This is a genomic window from Pseudoalteromonas sp. NC201 (assembly GCF_002850255.1).
In the GTDB taxonomy this organism is placed as follows: Bacteria; Pseudomonadota; Gammaproteobacteria; order Enterobacterales; family Alteromonadaceae; genus Pseudoalteromonas.
This window is the reverse complement of record NZ_CP022522.1, coordinates 1,329,016-1,349,982: the sequence shown is the minus strand read 5'-3', so window position 1 is coordinate 1,349,982 and position 20,967 is coordinate 1,329,016. Positions and strand designations below refer to the sequence as shown.

The window sequence follows — 20,967 nt, the reverse complement described above, 5'->3', positions numbered from 1 at the left end:
GCTTGTTGTTGCTCAAAAACCGCTAATGAGACGTAAACTACACACCAGAGAAACTAAAAAGGATATAAAAATGAGTAGCTTAGAATCAATAACACAATTTATTAAACAAGACATCATTGTAGACAATTTAGAAGTGGTAGATAGCATTGATGAAATCGAAGATGATGCTCAACTTATCGGTGACGGTCTAGATCTAGACAGCATCGAGGTGCTCGATCTTGTGGTATCTATCGAGAAAAAATACAACCTTAAGTTCAAAGATTACCCAGAACAAACCATTCAAGAAAAAATGAAAAACGTCAGTACCTTAGCTAGCTTTGTTCACGAACAAGTTGAAGCACAAACAACAGCTGAAGCTTGTTGACCTGACCGTAACCATTTTCGCTTGGAAGGACACCATGCAAACATACAGTGCCATTCGTTCAACACTCATGCAACTGATTGAAGCTGAGTTAGAAGTAGATAAAGAACAACTAGACGTACTAAGTGACGACGCCAATTTAATTGAGGCGCCACTGTTTCTCGACTCGGTCGACCTTATGCAGTTATCTGCTGCATGTAAAAAAGCGTTCCAATTAAAAGACTTGGGCGAATTGAGCACTGTAACTTTGGCGACTCTAACACGTCAAATAGCGTTAAACTTAACGCAACAAAAACAAGCAACACCCTTGGAGACTTGGGCAGATCAAGTCACCTCTCTCAACGAGACCGATTTACTAGCACTGATACAGCGTAGTCTAGAGTGCGAGATCAACGGTCAGGTTCGCCTTATCAAAGACAGCACGCCCTGCGATATCATTGTGAGCACTATGGTGTTATTAGCGCACAATATCACTCCGGTATTAAGTGCGAATGCGGCCGCGAACGCCAATGCGTTTAGCTGGCGAGAACTCCCGCTTGCCAATCAAGAGGTAGAAGTTCCGTTTCATTCCATGACGGCATTTTTACAACAGCATAGCGATAAGACAATTGGCTTTGAAACGTCAGGCAGCACAGGCAAGCCACAAACTTGGCATAAATCCATCGCCTCACTCCATGCAGAAGCTGTCACCTTTGCTGACACTTTCTCGTTTGACGCAGTAGATTATTTCTGTGCCTGCGTTGATATCCGCCACATGTTCGGTTTTATTTGGGCATTTATGCTCCCTCTGCAACTTGGCAAACCGGTGTGTTACGAACTTGGTTCTACACCGGATTTACAACCAGTAAGAGATAAACAGGTAGGTGTGATCTTAACGCCAACTATGTTTGATTTTGTGGCCGATCAGTTAAGTCAAAACCACTGTTACTTAATAAGCTCAGGTGCACCATTCAAAGGTGAGAAAGAGCAAAAGCTTGCCGACCTTATTTCTTCCCTATCGCTTTCAATACAAGCTTTTGAGGTACTAGGCAGCACTGAAACCGGCGGTATCGGCTATCGTCCATTAGGCAACAACGAAACACACTTTACTAAGTTCACTGCGGTCGACATTTATCAAAATGCCGAGCGTAAAACCATGTTGAGATCGCCGTTTTTAGTGGCTAATTGTGAAGAGTTTGAGCTCAAAGATAAGCTGATTTTCAGCAATGAAAACCAATTCACACACGGTGGGCGCGCAGACCAAATATTTAAGTATGCAGGTAAACGCTACTCGCTACAAAGTATAGAAAAAATCCTCCAAGAACGCTTTGCGGGACTTCGCCATCGCGTGTTTTTTATCGAGGACAATAACAATAATAAAGGGGGCGAGCTGGTCGCCTTTGTCGAAGGACTATCTTGCATCCCTACACTTCAGGACATCAGAAGTTGGTTTAAAGATTTACCCACGCCGCAGGTTCATTTTTTGGCGCAATTTCCAGAAAACGAGCTCGGCAAAATCACCCTCTCGGCACTACAGGAATGCGTACATGAATAATAAACAACAAACTTTCATTACTGGTTATGGTGTGCTCTGTGCAGCGGGCGAAAATCGCCAAGCGCTGCTAACTAGCATCAAGGAAAACCGCACTGGTATTGACCGCATTAATCGTTTCGACACACAGGGACTAACACACAATGTTGGGGCGCTCGCTATCAACTACGAGCACCACAGCGCAGAACATTTTGATATGGATCTGGCGAGCCAATACGCTATCCATGCCGTTACAGAAGCACTTGAGCATGCAAATTTAGCCTTAACTGAGATGGACAGTACCCGTGTGGCATTTATTCTCGGTAATGCAAACTGCGGTATGTTTTCATTGATGGAGAGCCTTAAAGGTCAGCATCAACTAGGGTTTAAGTTTTATCCACCACATCAAATTGCAACCGATGTCAGCCGCCACTTCGATATTCAGGGCCCTGTAATGACTTTCACCTCGGCCTGTACCGCAAGTAGCAGTGCCATTGCTTTTGCTAAGCAACTTATCGAAAATGACCAAGCAGATGTTGTCATTGCTGGCGGTGCAGATGCCCTCAGCGAGCTAGTTTACGGCGGCTTTCAGTCGGTACAGTCCTTGAGTCCTGAACCTTGTGCTCCGTACAGCGAAAAAATGGGATTAAGTTTAGGTGAAGGCGCAGGTTTTTTAGTCTTTGAATCGCAAACACATGCTAATAAGCGTAACGCAACGCTGCGATATCAGTTGCTCGCGACAGGGTCGAGCTTAGATGCTCACCACGCTACAGCGCCTAACCCCGAGGGCGATGGTGTACGCCGCGCTTTTACGCAGACATTGTCCTATGCGCCCGTTGCAGCAAGTGATATTGAATATATCAACAGCCACGGGACTGGTACGCCAGCAAATGATGGCGCAGAGCTAAAAGGGATCCAATCAGCCATTGGTGAACAGGCCATGCGCGACGTCTCGGTTTCAAGTAGTAAATCTTACTTTGGTCATACCCTTGGTGCCGCTGGTGCCGTAGAACTTATTTCAACTTTGGTCAGTCAGGATGAAGGGCTTCTACCAGCAACACTGGGTGTCGACTCAATAAGGTCTTGTTGCCAAGCATATCAATTAGTGACCAATCAGGCGAAACCTCAGGTTGTTGATGTTTTTGCAGTGACTAACTCAGCGTTTGGTGGCCACAACACCAGCATGCTACTCAGTAAACATCAGAAAACGTCGATTAACACGGCGCCAAATCCGGTGTACCTACTTGCTGCCACCAGCCTGTCTGATACTGAAGTATACAATGCTAGACAAAATAGCACCGACCACTTTGCTGAATTTAACTTAAAACAGCAGTTCCCTGCACTTTTCCAGCGCCGTACACCGTGTGTTGCACAATTTGCCTTGGGTGCCTGCCAATTTACCTTACAAGACAGCGATCTCGATCTTGCGCAATTACCACTGCCAGAATTCGCAGCCTACTATGCTAATCCCATTGGTTCGCTGGAAACCTTAGATAAAAACCTCGCATCATTTCAAGATGGCATTGCAGAGCTAAAAAGTACGCATTTCCCCAATACCGTCGTCAATGCCACATTAGGCCAACTGGCACTCGGCTTCAGCTTTAAAAACTCGGCCACTTGTGTGAGTGATTTAGGCAATGACTTTTTACATGCGCTTTGGAGCGCAGCACTTGATATGCGTGAAGGTCGAAGTCGATATGCGATGGTATGTAGCTCGCAAGACGATACTGCACTCTCGCAGCAAGTCTGGGCTGCACATCAATTCCAAGCAGATATCGGTCATTTTTCCAGCGCGGCGCTCTTGGCAACCAGCGAAGTGTTACCGGCAGGCTACCAACCTCTCGCAGAAATCATTGATTTTATTCAAATCAATGATGCGCAGGAACATCAAGCACTAGACAGATTATTAGCAAGCCATGCTAGGAAGCTGAGCCAAGTGGGCAATGTCGTGTTAAGTACTTATCACGATGAAGCGTTTGCCACCATTGCAGCAAGCTTGGACAGCCATTTACCACAGGCCCAACTTATAAAATATCAGCCACAAACCACGCCTCTACACAGTACAGAATTAGCAGTGCGTGCGCTAATGCATGCACTCAACACCCCAGCTGGTGATACCGAGTTAGATCAAACCCTACTCCTAAGCGTTAATCTCGCGGGAAGTATGACGGGATGTATTTTACGAACAGTAAGGAAATAAGATGACGACCGTGATCGAAGTGAAGAACTTAAGGAAGGTCTACAAAAGAACACGAAAAGTTGCCGTCGATGACGTCTCTTTTAGCGTTAGCGAAGGCGAATGTTTTGGACTCCTTGGGCCCAATGGCGCCGGAAAAACCACGACGTTGGAAATACTTCAGGGCTTGCGTAGTGCAACGTCAGGTGAAGTGACGTTATTCGGTCTTAATTGGAAGCAACACGAAACCAAACTTCGCAGCCTTATGGGTGGCGTGATGCAACACAATAACCTCTACGAAAAACTCAAAGTAAAAGAGTGCGTCGAGCTATTTGCCAGCTTTTACCCAAGCTACACGCCAATTGATACGCTGCTTGAGCGCTTCAATTTAAGCGAGAAAAAGGACGCTTGGCTAAGCGAACTCAGCGGTGGACAAAAGCAACGCGTATTTTTGGCGATGGCAGTGGTTGGCCAGCCCAAGTTGGTGTTTTTAGATGAGCCAACTACGGGACTTGACCCCACGAGTCGCCAGGAGTTTTGGCACATCATTAAAGATCTCAAAGAAGCTGGTACCTGTGTGATGTTAACGACGCACTACATGGATGAGGCAGAGTTCTTATGCGACAACTTAGCCATCATTAATTCAGGTCAAATCATAGAGTCAGGCGCGCCAAGCGACATTATTAATCGCACCTTTGAGACTCCGGTGATTAAAGAACCCAGAAAAGCCACACTCAACGACGTATTTTTGAAACTCACAGGTTCCACGATGGAGAGGGAAAGTTATGCCTGAGTTAAGTCAAACTAAGTTATATCCATTTTGGCAATTAATGATGGTCAATATTCGACCTTTTTTCCGTGATAAAGCGGTATTGCTATGGACATTCGGTTTACCTATTTTTATCGCCCTATTGTTGATCCAAGCCTTCTCCGGTGGACCAAAAATGTCTCCTATGAATGTGGTGGTGATGCATGGCGAGCAAATTGAACAGAAATGGCTTAAAGCGATGGAAGAAGATCCACTCGTTACCGTTACCCGCCTCTCACAAACCGATTCAATTGTGCTGGAAGACAGCTTTGCTTCTGCTCAGCTGGCGGAAGTGATCAGCTCACCAGGCTCAGTGCTACGTAAGCTGCAAAATGAGGTGAGCCCTGAAGTTTACCTTGCCCCCAACGCTATGTTTTCTACTCATAACTCCGATGAATCGTTAATGGCACGTAACTATCTATTGCGTCTTAAAGCGCAAGCTAACGGCGAAGAGATGCGAAGCAATGTCATTAGCGTCAAAGGTTATCGTTACACTGACTGGTTGATCCCGGGGATCATCGTGTTACAAGTCCTTGGTTTAGCACTGGTGTCGATTGCCAACAGTTTAGTTTCGGACAGACAAAACGGCTTTTTTAAACGTCTACGCCTTTCTCCTTTCAAACGCCGTGATTACATCATTGGGATCGTGCTCGCACGCTTATTCTTGCTGGTGTTCCAAATGCTGATTCTGTTCGTCGCATTTCACTTTTTATTTGGTTACACGCTGCAAGGAAACGTGCTGGATATCATTGCAGTAATGGCACTCGGTTCATTTTGTATCTGTATGCTCGGCGTGTTAGTCGGCGCCCGTAGCCAACGGGTTGAAGTCTCATCAGGGATAGCTAACTTACTTTACTTTCCGTTGATGTTTTTATCGGGCATCTATTTCGACACCGCTAACTTCCCCACTCTACTGCGAGAAATAGTTTCGTTACTGCCAACCACTGCGTTTTTGGATGCACTGCGCTTAGTCGCAAACCAAGGCGTTGAACTGGCTGCGGTAAGTCGTCAACTGATTATTTTAGGCGTCACCAGCGTGGTGTTCTTCCTCATCGTTTACTTCTGCTTTGACTGGGGAGATGAAAAATCATGATCACCGATAACTTGCCGCACAAGGCACCATTTAAGTTTGCAGACAAGATAATCGAACATTCACCGGGAGAGATGATTGTTGGACTAAAGTTTGTCTCGCATAACGAACCAGGCCTCCAAGGACATTTTCCGGATGAGCCTATTTTCCCGGGTGTGTTAATCATTGAGACCATGGCGCAGATCAGCGGCTTGTGCTGCAACAACACGCACAAAGGAGGCATGCTGTCTTCCATAGAAAAAGCCAAATTTAGTCGCCCTGTTCGCCCCGGCGAAATCATTAAAGTAACGGCAAAACTAGAAACTGAATTTGGTGCGATGGCGCGCTTTAAAGCACAAGCACACGTTGAAGATGAGTTGGTTGCAAAAGCCGAACTCACGATTGTTTACACGGATTAAGGAACTTGGTTGTGTTTACTGGAAAGACAGTAGTAGTGACTGGCGTATCCAAAGGGATAGGCAAAGGCATCGCACTCGCCTTTTTGCAAGGTGGTGCTCGAGTATACGGTATTTGTCGCACACAAACCCCCATCGCGGAGTTACACAAACCTGAGTATCAAGCTCGTTTCACTCAACAAAGCGGCAATATTACCGACAGCGAGTTCGTCAACTCCGCTATTCGCCAAGCGATAAGCGACACGGGTCGGGTTGATGTGTTAGTGAATAACGCTGGGATCACGAATGATAGCTTGTTCTCTCAGATGTCGTACGACGCTTTTCATAACGTGTTAGATATCAACTTCAAGGGTACATTGCTGTGTTGCCAAGCGGTGTTACCAGTCATGACTAAGCAAGGTGCAGGCAAGATCATCAACATGGTGTCGCAAAGTGGAATAAGCGGACGTGAAGGCCAAGCCAACTACGCGACCTCAAAAGGCGCAATTATTGGCCTCACTCGGACTATTGCACGGCAATATGGTCACTGTGGTGTTTACTGTAACGCACTCGCTCCGACGTTTATTGCAACCGATATGATTGATGATATCCCCGCAAGCATTATCAACCCGGTGCTTAAACATACCGCACTAGGTCGTGTTGGGAGTGTCAAAGAAATTGCTGATGCCACGCTATATCTCGCTTCTAGCGCCTCTAACTACCAAACTGGAAATGTGCTTCGTTTGGATGGAGGGCTTGCGGTATGAATGCTCAAGCGTTTATTTTACTTTATCCAACAAGTGAGTTTGATAGCCACTTCGTTACCCATTTGCTGTCGCAAAAACATCCGTTACTCCTTATCAATGCAAGTGCTGAGGTGCTCGAGCATAATCCAGAAGCGAGCCATATCCACCTCAACGCTCCCCTCTCGGAGTTAAATACCAATACATTACTAGATTGGTTTGAACTCAATAATAATCAGCAAGAAGTGATGGTACTGCATTGTGCCAATCGCCTTGATGAAAGCAATCTACTCGAAGACATTGCCGTTGGCGAGCAAGTGATTGCGCGTCTAGAAAGCGTATTTTCGGTCCTCAGAGTCATCGCGGACAACCTCAGAGTAAGTGGTGGAAACCTCGTCTTTTTAACTCAATCAGACACCTTAAATTACGAATTAGAAGCCACCGCCAGTGTCTGTAACCACGCTCATAATGCGTTGATGATGACGCTCGCGCGCGAGTATCAAGGTAGCAAGCTGGCAGTTAACAGTTTTGTGTTACCGCTACTGGCTACCGATAGCAAAGCCGCAAGAATCCAAAAGCGCAACCTAAAAGGAGGCGTATTGGGTGCACGACCTGCGGTATACAGCTATCAAGACTTGGTGGAATACCTAGTCAACTTTATGAAAACCAACACCATGCTCACCGGTCAATCCATCGCATTCACACCAACGCTGGAGCTCAAGCTATGATGCCGGTTGACTTATACTGTTTCCATCACGCAGGTGGCTCTTCTTTGTTTTTTAGGGAATGGGCCAAACATTTACCTGCGCATTGGCAACTCCACGGCATCGACTTACCGGGCCGTGGTACTAAAGCAGGCATGCAATCTTTACGGGACTGGGATGAGGCACTTAGTCACCTAAGTAGTAGCACGCAACTTCAGCCGCGTAGTGAGCGGTTGTGCGTGTTTTTTGGTCACAGTCTTGGCGGGATGGTGGCTTATAAGCTTGCCGATCATCTTGCTAAACACGCACTGACAACACCGGATTTACTCTGTCTATCAGGGTGTCGCGCGCCAAGTATTCCCTCGGCTACCCAGTACTCAAAATTGACTGACTCGGACTTGCTCACGACTTTATATCATCTCGACATGCTGCCTAAACATCGTTTAACGAAGGACGTAGAAGCGGTTGTGGCCGCCATGTTTAAAGACGACTTTATGTTAGCCGAGCAACCCGTCAGTACTGACATTACGTTAACGATGCCGGTCGAACTGATCCTCGCCACACAAGATCACTTGGTTAAGCCTGAGTCACACCAAGCTTGGTCTGAGTACTGCGAGAACTATTTTCAATACCATCATGTCGATGGCGGTCATATGTATTTACAACAACGCCCAACGCTGGCGTGTGAGGTGATTGTCGCCGCAGTAGCGCGACACCTAGCACGCTTGCAGCAAACAAAATACCAAAAAGCAAACTGGCAAAAGCCGTTGTGTTAAGGCGAAAAAACAAGGATCACGCAATGAACTCACAGTCCAATTCCGCCAATTTCAAGTCACTGACAACGAGGCAACTTCACGTATGGCAAGCCCAACAGCTTGATTTGGCAAATCCAGTATATAACATCGCTTGCGCGGTACAATTTACCGGCGGGCTCACAGCCGAGGCGCTAGAGCGAGCCTTAGTGTTGCTATTTGCAAGACACCCTGTTTTATCGAGTCGTATTGATGAGGCTCATGGCGAGCCACAACTCGAATTATTAGCCAGTGCCCCTAAGTTATTAGCCGTGCCTGATGAGATTGCCGCTTTTAGTGACTCTGTCACCGCCAAAACCTTAATTGAGCAAGCTATCGATATCACTAAAGAGACCTTTCAATTCTACGCTTGTAGCTCAGAAACTCGTTTGCTATTGACCATCAAAGGGCATCACATCAACTGTGACCAGTGGGCATTGCAAGTACTGATGAGCGATTTACTCGCATGTATAGAAGCGGTGCTTGATAACTCTGAACTTGATCTCGCCCCCCTTGATTATCAAGTGATGTTTGAAGAAAAGCCTGAGCGTGCAGCAACTTCACAACAGAGCGAACTCTATCCTATCGATTTTTACCAGAGTAATACTGAGGCACTAGCGCACCATTATGACGGCATCGCGTTTCGTGAAGAAAACCCAGAGGCACTCAAACAAGTAAAACAGGTAGCCTCTCAAGCTGGCGTCACGAGTTTTAGCGTCGTGCTTGCCAGCGTCTTTTTGACTTTATTTCATACCACTGGGCAAACCGATTTGACCATAGGGATCCCGATGGCTCGCCGCACCCGTAAAACCCGTGCGATCTTAGGTCATTACTCAGACGTTGAAACGGTTTCTATTTGCGATATTGAGCAGTACACAGGCGCATCGCTTATCAGTGAAGTCAGTAACCAGCTCACCCAATTACTGCTGTCAGGAAATAATAATAAAGACGCTGCGAAGCATATTAATGTCACCTGTAACTACTTAGCCAAACTAAAAAGCAATGGCATTCGTCCAGGGATCACCCCGTTGATGATTGGTCGCCAAGGGTACGAACTTGCTTTGGGCACAGCGGGAGATACCATTATCAAAGGGGTATCCATTGAGCCTGGTGTTTCACAATTTGATATCGAATTTACGCATTTTGAAACCGAAGGTGGCCTTTGTCGTAAAGTGGTCGCCGCTAAGTCTGTCTTTTCTCGCGTGGCAATGACACGGATCACCGATATTCAGGCGCGCTTTATTGAATTACTTACCCACTCTAGCGATCTTAATATCGCCGAGCTGCCTGTACTGGATGAAGAAGAGCAAAAGCTGATCTTGGCGCGCAGCAATCAAGATAATGAAACGTTCTTTTCCGACACCACTTTAAATCACTGGTTTGAACAAGCGGTAAGTAAACACCCAGATCAAATCGCGCTACAAACCCAAACACAATCTATCGATTATAAAACCCTTAACGCCAGAGCCAACGCCCTTGCCTTGCATTTACGGGAGCAATATCAGTCTCAGTATCAACAACCCCTCACTGCAGATACGTTAATTGCGCTGTACATGCAGCCTTCTATCGAGATGCTGATTGCAATTCTTGCTGTCACTAAAGCGGGTGCGGCTTATGTGCCGCTGTCTCCCGACCATGCCAGCGAGCGAACAACCTTTATTCTAAGTGATACTAACCCAAGCCTATTGATTGTCGATGAGCAAGAGTATGCCGCTGCACAAGAAAAATGCCGTTTGGCGGAGGTGGCTTGCCCATTAGTTACACCACTCAATGCCCAGCAACAAAGCGACACAGCCCCTGTCATAAACCAATCACCGCAGGATTTGGTATACATCATTTATACCTCGGGTACGACAGGCCAACCAAAAGGCGTGATGCAAACTCATGAAAACGTCGCTCGATTGTTCACGGCAACGGAACAAGATTATGGCTTTGACCATCACGATACTTGGGTGCTTTACCATGCCAATACTTTTGACTTTAGTGTATGGGAAATGTGGGGTGCCCTACTTTATGGCGGTAAACTCTGTATTCCTGACAACAACCTGATCCGCGATTTTGAGGCCTTTGCAGACTACTGCTCAGATAATCAAGTGACTGTGCTTAATCAGACTCCTGCCGCATTCTATGAATTTAGTGCAGCGGCACTAAGCGCAAAATTGAATTTTGACAAACTGAGGTATGTGATTTTCGGTGGTGACAAACTTAACCCCGAAATGCTCAACCCTTGGTGGAACTGCTACGGCGATGAACAGCCGCTATTGGTCAACATGTATGGGATCACTGAAACCACGGTGCATGTCACCTATAAAGCACTCACGCAACAATCAAGTTCTAAAGCCTCTCATATCGGTAGACCCATATTAGATATGAAAGCGTACGTACTAAATTCCAAATTGCAGTTGGTCGAACCCGGTGCCTGCGGTGAGTTATATATTGGCGGTGCAGGTCTTGCTCGTGGTTATTTAAACCGCGAAGCGCTCAGTCAAGAACGCTTTATTAGCAGCCCGTACGCAAGCGAACAAGATATTCAACAAGGACGAGCCAGACTGTATAAAACCGGTGACTTGGCAAGACGCCTGCCGGATGGTGAGTTGGAGTATATCGGTCGTAACGATAATCAGGTGAAGATCCGTGGCTACCGTATTGAACTGGGTGAAATCGAAAGCGTGATCAACCAATTGCCAGAAGTTGCCCAAGCGGTGGTTATCGACCGTACCCTACAAAGTGTTCCCTACCTAGCCGCTTATATCAAGTTTAAGCCACAACATCACGGCCAAACTGCCCAAGTGAAAGCCCATGTGAGTCAAGCGCTACCCAGTTATATGCAGCCAAAAACGTGGACTGAGCTTGCGGAAATACCTTTGACTGGCAACGGTAAATTAGACCGTAAAGCGTTGCCAGAGCCTGAACTGGTAAGCCAAAGCGAATATGTGGCGCCGCAAGACGAAACGGAAGCGCAACTGTGTGAAGCATTTAAAACTTTGCTTGGTGTTGAGCAAGTGAGCACCAAAGATGATTTCTTTGCTATCGGTGGTGATTCTATTCTCACGATTCAACTCGTTGCTTTGCTCAGAAAGCAAGGCATTGAACTGCAAGTGAAAGATATCTTTGATTGTCCAACTGCAGCGGCGTTAAGTCAGCGTATTGTTAGCGTACAAGCGAATCAACGAGAGATAACACAGGAGCAAGGCCTGCTGAGCGGACGCTTTGATCTACTGCCAATTCAACAATGGTTTTTCAATAAAGCACTACCGGAGGAGAATCATTGGAATCAGGCATTTGCAATCAGGATCCCAAGCGGCTTTAGCCAAATTCAATTACAAGAGGCGCTACACAGTTTAAGTGATCAACATGATATGTTGCGCACAACCTTTATGGAATTTGAAGGCCATATTACGCAAGAATATAACGATGTGAGTACCATGGCGCCACTCAACGTCCTTAACGGCAAGTCACACGATGTACAAGCAGAGCTCAACGCGCGACAAAGCCAGTTCGATATTTGTAATGGCCCACTTTGGCAAGTTACACATATCGAAGCATTTTGTGAAGACTACGACCTGCTTCACTTTGCACTTCACCACTTAATCATCGATGCGGTTTCTTGGCGGATCATCGCGCAAGATCTGCAAACCCTTTTAGCACAAGGAGAGTTGCTGAGTAAACGCACCAGCTATCGACAGTGGGTAGAAATGATGCAAGCGTACCCGGCAGCACACCCGCAAGAAATGGCATTTTGGCAGCGTTTAGCAACCAACTTGCCAAGCTATCCGCCAAGCATGGCTGCAACACCGTCAACCGCTTGGTTAGAGCTAGACGCGCACACCACGGCCCGCTTCATACGTGACGCGAATGCAGGCTTCAATACGCAAGGTGAAGAGTTACTACTGGCTGCTTTGTGCCAAGCATTGAGTAAAACCTTTAAGCAAACTCAGCATGCTATCACGTTGGAAAGTCATGGTCGTGAAATGTGGCGTGATGATGCTGATATCAACCAAACAATTGGCTGGTTCACTTGTTTGTACCCGCTACGCCTGACTCAACAAGCGACACTAAGCGACACCATTATTGATGCCAAAGAAGCGCTACGCCAGATCCCGAATAAAGGTCTTGGTTTTGGTAGTGCACAACTGCAAGACACCAGCTTAACGTTGCCAAGTATCAGCTTTAACTACCTGGGCCAAATGGGTGGGCAAAGCGATGCGCTTTGGCAGATAGACAACCAACTGCAAACCGAGACAAGTTCTGCACAAAACGGCTCGGATCTGATCCTCGATATCAATGCGCTAGTTCAGGGCGAACAACTCAGGATCAAAGTGGATTCATTACTAGATGGCAATCTTACCGATGCCTTCGCTACTCACTTAACACAAGCGCTACATGACGTATTGGATACGGCGCTCGAGGCGAAAAAGCGCGGCGGTGTAAGCACCCCTAGCGACTTTGGCGCGGGCTCGCTTTCTCAGGATCAACTAGCTGCACTGCAATCTCAGTTAAGTGAAACACAACTAGAACAAACCACGACTCAGTCTGAAAAAACACAAGAATTAGAGATTTAAACCATGTTGAATTTATGCCAATCACTTGCAAAGGATAACATTGCGCTTTGGGCCAATGGAGACAAACTTAAGATTGTCCATGGTGAGCAAGGACTCAGCCAACAATGGGTTGACTACCTCAAAGCGAATAAAGCCGTATTATTAGATTACCTTGTATCGCAACAAGTTTTTTCCGAACAAGACTTTGAACAGTTGCTAGCGACTGAGCATAAAAAGGCATCTGAGATCCGTGCCATCTTTGATGCTAACAGTATGCAAAAAGGTTTTGTTTATCATCACCTTGCCCAACCAAATGACGATGCTTACCGCGTTCAGTTAGTCATCGATTACCATCAAGCACTTGATGTCGATGCTTACCAACAGGCTTGGATCTTGGCATCAATGCGTTACCCTGCGCTACGTACCGCGTTCAACTGGGAAAATGAAATCATCCAAGTGATCAAAGGAGGGGCCGGATTTACCCCAAATCACTTCAGTTTTCACGACTTCAGCACGTTAGACCACATTGAACAACAGACGCGTATCGATAAGCTCATTCACGACGACCGTAATACGCCTTTCGATTTGACTCAACCTGGATTAATGCGTTTTGCTATTGTTAAACGCGCCGATGCACATTACACCCTAATTAAAGCAGAACACCACAGCATCAGCGATGGTTGGAGCTTTCCGGTGATGCTGCAAACCGTGCATCAAAACTACGCCAAACTAACCAAAGGCGAGCCGGTCATTGTTGAAGAAGAAACGGCTTACCTACAAACACAAGCGCGCTATCAGCAAAATCAAAAATCTAGCGATAGCTATTGGCAAACCCAAAAGGCACAATTTGGTGAGCCCAATGATATCAACCGCTTATTGAGTAAAAATATTGACCAATCTGGCTCGTCACAGATCCAAAAAGCAGCGGCGAGCGAATTAAAGCTCTCTTCAGAGCGCCATCAACAGCTCAAAGCATTTGCTAAACAACACGGACTAACGCTGAACGTCTTAATGCAATTTGCTTGGCATAAAGTACTGCAATATTACTGCGACGCTGAGCAAACCATAGTAGGCACAACGGTCTCGGGTCGTGAACTCCCCATTGACGGGATCCATGCCAGTGTTGGTTTATATATCAACACCCTACCTCTTTCCCTTGATTGGCAAGAAACGGCCAGTATTCGCACCCAGCTTACAGCGCTGAAAGAAAAAATTGCAGAACTTAACGGCAACAGCAGTGTTTCACTGTCGCAACTACAAGAGCCGAATACTCGCCTGTTCAACAGTCTATTTGTATTTGAAAACTATCCGACGCCAGCGGGACAAGACGTACTCGAATGGTCGTTCGATAAGATGATTGAAAAAGTAGACTATCCGCTCACCATCAGCATTGTTGAACAACAAGATATCTTGCTACTTAAGTTAAGCTTCTGCGAAACCATGTTGGCACCAAGCAAAGCACAGCGATTGCTCACCCAAATGACATTGGTGTTAGATGCCATTATTGCTGATGAGAACCAGCCGCATAGCCAAATTTCTTTGTTAAGTAATGATGAGCGAGCACCAATGGTTGAGGTAGATGAGCATGCGGATTATTTGCACTCTACTATCCATGAATTGGTTGCTCAGCAAGTACAAAAAACGCCAACTCGAATAGCGCTGGTTGAAGGCGAAATGCAGCTGACCTATCAAGAATTAGAACAAAGCGCGAATAATCTTGCCGCCTACATTAAAGATCATGTGGACGTTGGCAGCCATCGCTTTGTTGGGCTTTTCTGTGAACGCTCTATTGCAATGGTAATCGCAAAACTGGCTATCCTAAAAGCGGGTTGTGCTTATGTACCGCTTAACCCTGATTATCCAGATCAGCGCATAGAGTATATGCTCAACGACACGCAACTTGGTTTGATTTTAACACAAAGCGAGCTGCGCCCGCGTATCGAAACACTCGTTGTAAGTTGTGATGCAGAGCCGCAAATTACCTGCTTAGATAGCTTGTCTTTGTCTGATGCAGCGCCCGTACTATCAGGCGCACATGCGCAAACCGAAGCCTATGTGATCTATACATCCGGTACGACAGGTGAGCCAAAAGGCGTGGTCGTTCCACACCGTGGCGTTGTTTCTTTGGTACAAGATACTGATTTAATAAACACGTCAGAAAACGACGTGTTTATTCACCTATCTAATCCAAATTTTGACGCCGCAACGTTTGAAATTTGGACACCACTGATAAACGGCTGCAAATTGGTTGTAGCAAGTGCGCAACAAGGCGCGGATCCTGACAGCCTATCAAGGTTAATTAAACAACACGGTGTTAGTGTACTTTGGCTAACGCGCACACTGTTTGATTCGCTGTATTTACAACAACCTGATATTTATGACAATGTCCGCTGCGTACTAACAGGCGGTGAGGCAATCACTCCAAGCATAGTTAAACGCATTCTCGCCAGAGATACGCGACCTGAGTTGGTGATAAACGCATATGGTCCAACTGAAAGCACGACATTTACCACTTTCTATCCATGTGCCAATATTGATGGCCCGGTGCCCATCGGCCAAGCCATTAATCATCGCCAAGTATTATTGCTTGATAAACATCTTAATCCAGTGCCATACGGCGCGACAGGCGAGATATTTATAGCGGGTGCCGGACTTGCCTGTGGCTACCTTAATAAACCAGAAATGAGTGCTGCGCGCTTTATCGATAACCCGTTTGCAAGCGCAAAGGCCAAACAACTCGGGCTAGATAAACTGTATAAAACGGGAGACTTAGGACGTTGGTCCGAGTCTGGCGTACTAGAGTTTTTAGGCCGTAACGATCACCAAGTGAAGATCCGCGGGTTTAGGATTGAGCTTGCTGAAATAGAAGCTCAACTCAACGAATTGGCGCAAGTGAAAGTCGCCGCTGTGGTGGTATTCGAACAAGCGGGCAACAAGCAACTTGCTGCATACGTGGTACCAGAGCACGGCGAGTTAGACCTCAATGCAGTAAAACAGGAACTGGCTCAGGTTTTACCTAGCTATATGATCCCAAGCTACTTTGAAGTGATGTCGGCGTTACCGTTTAACAACAATGGTAAGCTGGATCACAAGCAACTGCCTATTCCAACCGTGGTGGATGAAGACAACTATCAAGCCCCGAGCAGCGAATTAGAAAAACAATTGTGTGGTATTTGGCAGTCAGTATTGGGTCTAGAACAAGTGGGCGTTAATGATGACTTTTTCAAAGTCGGTGGCGACTCTATTGTCAGTATTCAACTTGTGTCTGCGCTGCGTAAAGCTGGCTTTAACCTTCAGGTTAAAGACATCATTGACGCCCCAAGCGTGGCAGCGCAGGCCTATTTAATTCAACACGTTAGCACTGAAACCATTGAACTTATCACGGAGCAAGGTAGGTTAAGTGGTGAGTTTGCACTACTGCCTATCCAACAGTGGTTTTTCGATTTAGGGCTACCAAATCCACACCATTGGAACCAAGCATTTACCCTTAACTTACCTGAACACATTGAACACCCGGGGCTGACTCAAGCTATTCAAGCGCTGAGCGAGCATCATGACATGCTACGTTGTCACTTTGTTCAGACCAGCAACGGGGTAAAACAAGCGTACCAAGCGGCAATAGAGCTTGAAGTCCCATTACTTGATGCAACGGCTCTGAGTAAAGACGCGTTATTTAACGAATTGACCAAACTACAAAGCCAATTTGATTTATTCAATGGCCCCCTGTGGCAGGCAGCGTTGGTGAAAACGGCCGAGGGCAGTCAGGTATTCTTTGCCTTCCATCATGCCATTATTGATGTGGTATCGTGGCGGGTGTTAAGCCAAGACTTACAAACCCTATTAAATGGTGAAGCACTAACAGACAAGCTTACCAGCTATCGTCAGTGGGTGGATGCCATTGCCACCTACCCTTCGGCTCACCCTGAGCAAGCGTACTATTGGCAGCGGGTACAAAAAGGCTTTACTAGCCAACCCACTTACTCAGCACAATCACAATACAGCATCACGTTTGAGCAAGAAACGACCGCTAAATTGCTACGAGATGCCAATCTTGGTTTGAATACTGACATTAACGACTTGCTTTTGGCGGCACTCAATATTGCCCTACACAGCACTTTTGACAGTACCGTTAATCATATTCAACTTGAAGGTCATGGTCGTGAAAATATAGATCCGCGCTTGGATGTGTCGCAAACCTTAGGCTGGTTTACCAGTATGTATCCTGTGCGCCTTGAACACCACGACGACGTTATTGCAACCATCGCAAACACCAAAGAAATGCTGCGCCAAATCCCGGATAAAGGCGTGGGTTATGGCGCTTTTGTGCAAGCAGACAAAGTCAGCGCAATTCGCCCTCAGGTGAGCTTTAACTACCTAGGTCAATTGAATCAGCAACAACAGCAAAACCGAGATTGGCAGCTGGATGATACTCAAGCAGGCTATGTGATGACTGAGGCAAACGCTCAGGCTGACAATGCACTGCTACTCAACATCAATGGCGCAGTTCGCGGTGACAAGCTTCACTTTGATGTGGTTTCGAGGTTGAACCAATCACAGTCGTTGGCATTTGTTGAGCACTTTGAAATGGCGCTTCATCAGGTCATTAATGCAAGTTGTGAACTAGCCGCGCAAACACCACAGCAAACCCCTAGCGATTTGGGATTAAGCGACTTGTCTTATGGGCATTATCAAGCGCTGAGCAAGCACTATAATATCGAAGCACTTTACCCGGCTAATAGCTTGCAACAAGGCTTTATCTATCATGCTGTTAACTTCCCAACGGATGATGCCTACCGAGTGCAATTGGTCATGGATATTGAACAAGCGCTAGAGGTTGAACACTTTATTCATGCCTGGCGTTTAGCATCGCTTCGCTTCCCTATTCTTCGCACCGCTTTTGATTGGCAAGAGTGTCTACTCCAAGTGGTGTGTCGCGATGCCAGTATCGATGACAGCCACTTCACCAAAGTAGATCTGTCATCCCTTGACGAGCACGGCCAACAGCAAGCCATCAGCAAAGCCCAAGCCGCAGACCGACAAGTTCCGTTTGACCTAAGTCAACCGGGGCTTATTCGCTTCACCTTATTTAAGCGCAGTGAAAACCTCTACACACTTATTAAAACCGAGCACCATGCCATTAATGATGGCTGGAGTGGACCGTTAATCCTGCAAGCAGTCGCTGAGTATTATCGCCAGCTTTGTGCAGGGAAAACACCAGAGGTGCAAGCGCAGCAAACCTATTTAGAGGCGCAAGCTTATTACCTTAAAAATGCCAAGCAAACTCAGGCTTACTGGCAGCAACAACAAGCCGAATTTGATACCGCAAACGATATTAACTTGTTGCTTGGTGGTCAGTATGACTTATCGCAAAGTCGAATCGTTGAGCAAGTGCAATCGGTGCAGTTTAGTCTTCAAGGCGAGGCGTTTAGGTCGCTACAACATACTTGTCAACAAGCTGGCGTAACCCTCAACGTTGCATTGCAATTTGCTTGGCATAAGTTACTGCAAACCTATTCTGGTGATAGCCAAACGATTGTTGGTAGCACAGTTTCCGGTCGTGAAATTCCAGTCAATGGGATTGAACAAGCGGTCGGTTTGTTCATCAATACCTTACCTTTAGTGGTGAATTGGCAAGCAGAAGCAAGTTGTAATGACATTCTCAAAGCCATTCAAAAAGGCGTAGCTGCACTCAATAGCCACAGCGACATGAGCTTGTCGAAACTGCAACGTGATGGTCAACGCTTGTTCCATACCCTATTTGTATTTGAAAACTACCCGACTCCAGAAAATACCGGCAGTTGGAAGTTTAGAGAATCAATAGAAAAAGGCGACTATCCGCTTTCTGTGGTGGTCCAAAGCGAACAAGACCGCTTAGACTTTGTGATGCATTACAACGGGGAATGGCTGAGCACCGCACGGGCAGAGTGGATCCTTGACCAAGTACAAGCTATTTTGGTTCAGCTTGGGGAGCGACTGACACAAAGCCATCAAAGCATTAGCTTGGTCAATAACCAAATGCAGACAACGCTTAGCCAATGGCACAACAACGCCGAGTCGTTTGCTACCGACAAAGATCTGGCCAGCTTAGTAGAGCAGCACGCCGCTAACACCCCAGAGCAAGCGGCCATGTTAACCAGCAGCGGTGAAACGCTGTCTTATGCCGAAGTGAACGGTAAAGCTAATGCCCTTGCGAAGCAAATCATTGCTCAGCACCCCAAAGCCCAAGCTGGCCTATTGCCTGCCGATACCCCTATCGCCCTCTACTTTTCTCGCAGTAGCGAGATGCTTATTGCTATTTTGGCCGTGCTCAAAGCCGGTGGTGCCTATGTGCCTGTTTCACCAGATTACCCCGAAGCTCGGGTTGAATTTATTTTAACTGACACCAACACCGACTTAGTGCTAACCCAGGAAAGCCACTTGCCTTCACTTGAGCCTGTGCTTGGAAAAGCCACAGCGCTCGGCGTAAACACCCCTGCACTGGCGGTGGAGCATGAGAACTTAGTGCGTCCAACCGCGTTGGCTAACTTGGCTTATATCATCTACACCTCAGGGACAACCGGACTACCAAAAGGCGTGATGCTCACGCAGCACAATGTGCTTTACTACCTTCATGCCTTAACCAGCCAGTTAGGTGACAAGTATCGTAATATCGACTTTTCTTCTAACTACTGTTTTGACCTGTCGGTGACGACCACCTTATGCCCGCTCCTTGCTGGACAAACGGTGTGTGTTTATGAAGGCGATATTCTTGATGCCGCCGCCTTTAGAGCTCATCTAAATACCGCGAACGTTGGCTTTGTGAAAACCACACCCAGTCTTGCCATGGCGCTATTGCCTGGCAGCGACGCACAAGTCGATGCCCTAATGCTCGGTGGTGAAGCGCTGACCGAGCTGGCCATCGCCGCATTAAGCGACCATGTGAACGCTATTTTCGATGAATATGGCCCAACGGAAGCCACAGTCGGTGCGATGCTAGCACAGGCCTACCCACGTCTTCATCAAGGCATAGGTAAAGCCTACCCTAACGTTAATCTTCATGTGTTGTCTGAGTCGCTGCAGCCCATGCCCATTGGTGCGCCGGGTGAGTTATATATTTCAGGCCTTGGGGTTGCCCGGGGTTACTTAAACCGCCCTGAACTCAATGCTGAGCGCTTTATTGATAATCCATTTAGTCACGACCCCGCCCATAGCAAGCTGTACAAAACCGGTGACCTTGCCCGCTTCCTAGACAACGGCGACTTGGTGTATCTCGGTCGTAACGATGAGCAGGTGAAAATTCGTGGTTATCGTGTCGAACTAGGCGAGATTGCCGCTGCTATTGTCGACCAACAAGGCGTACAAAACGCGGTAGTGATTGACGTGCCTGCACCGCAAGGCAAAGCGCTGGCCGCTTATCTTGTCGCAGAGCCTGACCTTGAAATTACCGAGGTAAAGCTCGCCCTAAGTGCTGCTTTACCTGAATACATGGTGCCCAGTCACTTTACTCTAATCGAGCATATTCCACTCACGGGTAACGGTAAGCTTGACCGCAAAGCACTCCCCGTGCCAGAGCTTCAAGCTGACAACCTCTATGTGGCACCACGCAATGCCTTAGAGACCCAGCTTTGTGAGATTTGGCAACAGGTACTTGGCCTAGAACAAGTGGGGATTGAAGATAATTTCTTCAGTATCGGGGGGGACTCTATCTCGGCTATCCGGTTGATGAATGCGTGTAATAAAGCACTGGATTTAAACATCCCAATTTCAGCCTTGTTTGAGCATACCCATATTGCCGCAATCGTCGACAACTTAGAGACGCTGAGCGTGGATATCGAGATTAAAGCAGACTCCGGATCACAACAAGAACAAACTAATAGCATGAGGATTTAA

Annotated in this window: 11 protein-coding genes; all 11 read left to right on the top strand. The window is 46.9% G+C overall.

Annotated features, from left to right (window positions below; genetic code table 11):
* The first annotated feature begins 70 nt into the window (after window positions 1–70).
* The 11 genes from PNC201_RS05460 to PNC201_RS05410 are packed head-to-tail and all read left to right on the top strand — an operon-like array spanning window position 71 to window position 20,967.
* Window positions 71–364: a phosphopantetheine-binding protein gene (locus tag PNC201_RS05460; RefSeq protein ID WP_010369398.1), complete on the top strand. Its 294-nt coding sequence runs from the start codon at window positions 71–73 to the stop codon at window positions 362–364.
* 34 nt (window positions 365–398) lie between these two features.
* Window positions 399–1,895: an AMP-binding protein gene (locus PNC201_RS05455; RefSeq protein WP_102056430.1), complete on the top strand. Its 1,497-nt coding sequence runs from the start codon at window positions 399–401 to the stop codon at window positions 1,893–1,895.
* Window positions 1,888–4,071, top strand: a complete 2,184-nt coding sequence (locus PNC201_RS05450) for a beta-ketoacyl-[acyl-carrier-protein] synthase family protein (protein WP_102056429.1) — start codon at window positions 1,888–1,890, stop codon at window positions 4,069–4,071. The genes PNC201_RS05455 and PNC201_RS05450 overlap by 8 nt, the downstream gene beginning before the upstream one ends.
* 1 nt (window position 4,072) lies before the next feature.
* Complete coding sequence (locus tag PNC201_RS05445; RefSeq protein WP_010369407.1) at window positions 4,073–4,840, top strand: ABC transporter ATP-binding protein; 768 nt, start codon at window positions 4,073–4,075, stop codon at window positions 4,838–4,840.
* Window positions 4,833–5,948, top strand: coding sequence for an ABC transporter permease (locus PNC201_RS05440; RefSeq protein ID WP_010369409.1), 1,116 nt, complete (start codon window positions 4,833–4,835; stop codon window positions 5,946–5,948). The genes PNC201_RS05445 and PNC201_RS05440 overlap by 8 nt, the downstream gene beginning before the upstream one ends.
* Window positions 5,945–6,343 carry a 3-hydroxyacyl-ACP dehydratase FabZ gene (gene fabZ, locus PNC201_RS05435; RefSeq protein WP_010369411.1) on the top strand — a complete coding sequence of 133 codons (399 nt, stop codon included), beginning with the start codon at window positions 5,945–5,947 and terminating at the stop codon, window positions 6,341–6,343. The genes PNC201_RS05440 and fabZ overlap by 4 nt, the downstream gene beginning before the upstream one ends.
* An 11-nt stretch (window positions 6,344–6,354) precedes the next feature.
* Window positions 6,355–7,086 (top strand): SDR family NAD(P)-dependent oxidoreductase, encoded by a 732-nt coding sequence (locus PNC201_RS05430; protein ID WP_010606256.1) that lies wholly within the window; start codon window positions 6,355–6,357, stop codon window positions 7,084–7,086.
* Complete coding sequence (locus PNC201_RS05425) at window positions 7,083–7,790, top strand: hypothetical protein (RefSeq protein ID WP_102056428.1); 708 nt, start codon at window positions 7,083–7,085, stop codon at window positions 7,788–7,790. Before PNC201_RS05430 ends, PNC201_RS05425 begins: the two co-directional genes overlap by 4 nt.
* The gene (locus tag PNC201_RS05420) at window positions 7,787–8,542 is read left to right on the top strand and encodes a thioesterase II family protein (RefSeq protein ID WP_102056427.1); all 756 of its coding nucleotides are present in this window, start codon (window positions 7,787–7,789) and stop codon (window positions 8,540–8,542) included. Before PNC201_RS05425 ends, PNC201_RS05420 begins: the two co-directional genes overlap by 4 nt.
* Window positions 8,543–8,565: 23 nt before the next feature.
* Window positions 8,566–13,119, top strand: coding sequence for a non-ribosomal peptide synthetase (locus tag PNC201_RS05415; RefSeq protein WP_102056426.1), 4,554 nt, complete (start codon window positions 8,566–8,568; stop codon window positions 13,117–13,119).
* A gap of 3 nt (window positions 13,120–13,122) precedes the next feature.
* Window positions 13,123–20,967: a non-ribosomal peptide synthetase gene (locus PNC201_RS05410; RefSeq protein WP_102056425.1), complete on the top strand. Its 7,845-nt coding sequence runs from the start codon at window positions 13,123–13,125 to the stop codon at window positions 20,965–20,967.